This window comes from Ideonella sp. P3_A4 (assembly GCF_056403075.1).
Genome location: NZ_JBFUGE010000692.1, coordinates 1 through 2,965, shown reverse-complemented (window position 1 = coordinate 2,965; position 2,965 = coordinate 1). Strand labels below are relative to the sequence as shown.

The following is a 2,965-nucleotide window of genomic DNA, read 5'->3' as shown; positions in this document are numbered from 1 at the left end:
CCCCAGATGAAGAAGCTGCGCGTGCCGGCCTTTTCGCTCACATACAGCCTGGGATCGACGTGCACGGCCCCAAGGCCGGCCAGCATCGGCGCATCTTGCCGTTCCCGACCGGCGAGCAGCCCGTCGCGCAATGCCAGCCCAAAGCGCCGCGCACCGCGGATCTGTTCGTCATTCAACCCAGCAGCCGGCATCCCCAGGATCGGGCCCTTGCGTCCACTCAGCAGCCAGCGCGGCGTGGTGATAAAGGTTGCCAGCGTCGGGCCTGGGTCGGTGAGCACCACGTTGTCGATCAGCCGCGCACCGGCGTCTGCCAGCAACGTCTTCAGTTTTTCGTGCGCCATCAGCCACATGTTGCGACAGGCGATCACGGTCACCACGGGTGTGTCGCGCAGCACGCGCTGCACCGCCGGGTTTTTCAAGAAGGCGGTGATCGGCTGCGAAGGCGCGAGAAACCACACCTGGTACGGCAGGATCACCAGATCGAATCGTTCGTCGCCGGTCAACGACAGCGGCTTCAGCGGTGGCGGCACCATGTGCGCCGATTCCGGGAATGCATCGAAGAAACGGAAAAACGGCCACGGAAACGGGAAGGGCTTCAGTGGCGCCAGAGTTTCGGTCCGGACATCAAATCGCCCGTCCTCGCGCAGCGGCGCCAGCAGCGCATCCGCCACGGCCTGCAACTGGCCCGTTTGGGAATACTGGACGACGAGAACCTTTTTCGGATTCGCCAGGGCGGGCGGCAGGCTTGAAATCACAAACGCGAGGGAGCGGGCAAAGCCTCGGATTATCGAGGCTACGACCCCAGCAAATCCCTCAGCCCGGCCTCATCGAGCACCGTCACCCCTAATTCACGTGCTTTGTCGAGCTTGCTACCGGCCTCTTCGCCGGAGATCACGTAGTTCGTCTTCTTCGACACCGAGCCGCTGACCTTGCCGCCGGCGGCTTCGATCATCTCCTTGGCTTCGTCGCGGCTTAGGCTCGGCAAGGTGCCGGTCAGCACCAATGTCTTGCCCAGCAAGGGGCGCGGCGCGTCGCTGGCCGTACCCTCTTGGTCGGGCCAGTGCACGCCGACCGCGCGCAGCTGCTCGACGATTTCGCGGTGGTGCGGCTGGTCGAAGAAATGGCGGATGCTCTCGGCGACGATCGGGCCGACGTCGTTGACTTCGAGCAGTTCTTCGACCCGCGCGTCCATCAACCGGTCGATGTTGCCGAAGTGGCGCGCCAGGTCCTTGGCGGTGGTCTCGCCAACCTGTCGGATACCCAGGCTGAAAAGAAAGCGACCAAGCGTCGTCGACTTGCTGCTCTCGATGCCGGCCAGCAGGTTCTGCGCACTCTTCTCGCCCATGCGCTCCAACGCCATCAGGTTGGCCAAGCCCAAACGGTACAGATCGGGCACCGTCTTGACGATGCCGCCGTCCACCAACTGGTCGACCAGCTTGTCGCCCAGGCCTTCGATGTCCATTGCGCGGCGGCCAGCGAAGTGCAGCAGCGCCTGTTTGCGCTGCGCCGGGCAGGTGATGCCACCGGTACAGCGCCAGTCGGCCCCACCTTCCTCACGCTCGATCGGGCTGGCGCAGACGGGGCACTTGCCGCCCAACCGCTTGTACAGGTCGAACGGCTCGCCGACATCGGCCGGGCGCTTGTCGGCCACGATGCCTACCACCTCGGGGATCACGTCACCGGCGCGGCGCACGATCACCGTGTCGCCAATGCGTACGTCCTTGCGCCGGGTTTCGTCTTCGTTGTGCAGCGTGGCGTTACTGACCGTCGTGCCGCCCACGAACACCGGCTCCAGCTTGGCCACCGGCGTCAGCTTGCCGGTGCGGCCGACCTGGATGTCGATGTCCAGCAGCCGCGTCATCTGCTCTTGCGCCGGGTACTTGTGCGCCACGGCCCAGCGTGGCTCACGGCTGACGAAGCCGAGTTTCTGCTGCAACTCGCGGTCGTTGACCTTGTAGACGACGCCGTCGATGTCGAAAGGCAGCGCGTCGCGCTTCTCGGCGATGCGCTTGTGAAAGTCGATCAGGCCGGCGGCGCCTTGTGTCACTGCCCGATCGGCGTTCACTGGCAGTCCGAACGCGGCGATCGCGTCCAGCAAGGCACTGTGAGACGCCGGCCGCTCCCAACCCTGGGTGTCGCCCAGGCCGTAGGCGAAGAAGCTGAGCTTCTTGTCGGCCAGCGAGCGGGTGTCGAGCTGGCGCACGGCGCCGGCCGCGGTGTTGCGCGGGTTGATGAAGGTCTTGCCGCCCTTCTCGCGCTGACGCTCGTTCAGGCGCTCGAAATCGTCGCGCCGCATGTAGACCTCGCCGCGCACCTCCAGCACCGGCGGCGGGGCCTTGCCGATCAACCGTAGCGGGATCTGGCCGATCGTGCGGATGTTGTGCGTCACGTCCTCACCGGTCTCGCCATCGCCACGCGTCGCGGCCTGCACCAAGACCCCGTCTTCATAGCGCAGGTTGATCGCCAGCCCGTCGAACTTCAGCTCGGCGGCGTACTCGACCGGCGGGTCGCCCTCGGCCAGGCCCAGCTCGCGACGGACCCGTCCATCAAAAGCCTCGGCGCCACCGGCCGTCGTGTCGGTTTCGGTGCGAATGCTGAGCATCGGCACCGTGTGCTTTACCGCCACCAGGCCGGGCAGCACCTGGCCGATCACGCGCTGCGTCGGCGAATCGGCGGTACGCAGTTCGGGGTGCTCCGCCTCGATCGCCTCCAGCTCCTGGAACAGCTTGTCGTACTCGGCGTCCGGAAGCTCAGGCGCGTCGAGCACGTAATAGAGGTGGGCGTGGTGGTTCAGCTGGGCGCGCAGTTCAGCGGCGCGCTTGGCGGCTTTGGCTTGATCGGCAGATTCGGGCATGCGGCGAAGTTTACGCAGCGCCGCCTCCCGGTCTCAACCCTCAGCCGGCACCACCCTCGCCCGCCCCGCCTGCTTGGCCTGGTACATCGCGCGATCGGCGCGGTCGATCAG

Annotated in this window: 2 protein-coding genes; both read right to left on the bottom strand. The window is 66.1% G+C overall.

Features of this window, described 5'->3' with window-relative positions; genetic code table 11:
• A partial coding sequence (locus tag AC1DYI_RS31225; protein WP_477208000.1) for a dialkylrecorsinol condensing enzyme occupies window positions 1–755 on the bottom strand: 755 nt, incomplete at its 3' end.
• A gap of 38 nt (window positions 756–793) precedes the next feature.
• Entirely contained in the window at window positions 794–2,854 is a 2,061-nt protein-coding gene (gene ligA, locus AC1DYI_RS31220) for an NAD-dependent DNA ligase LigA (protein ID WP_477207999.1), read from the bottom strand.
• Window positions 2,855–2,965: the final 111 nt, after the last annotated feature.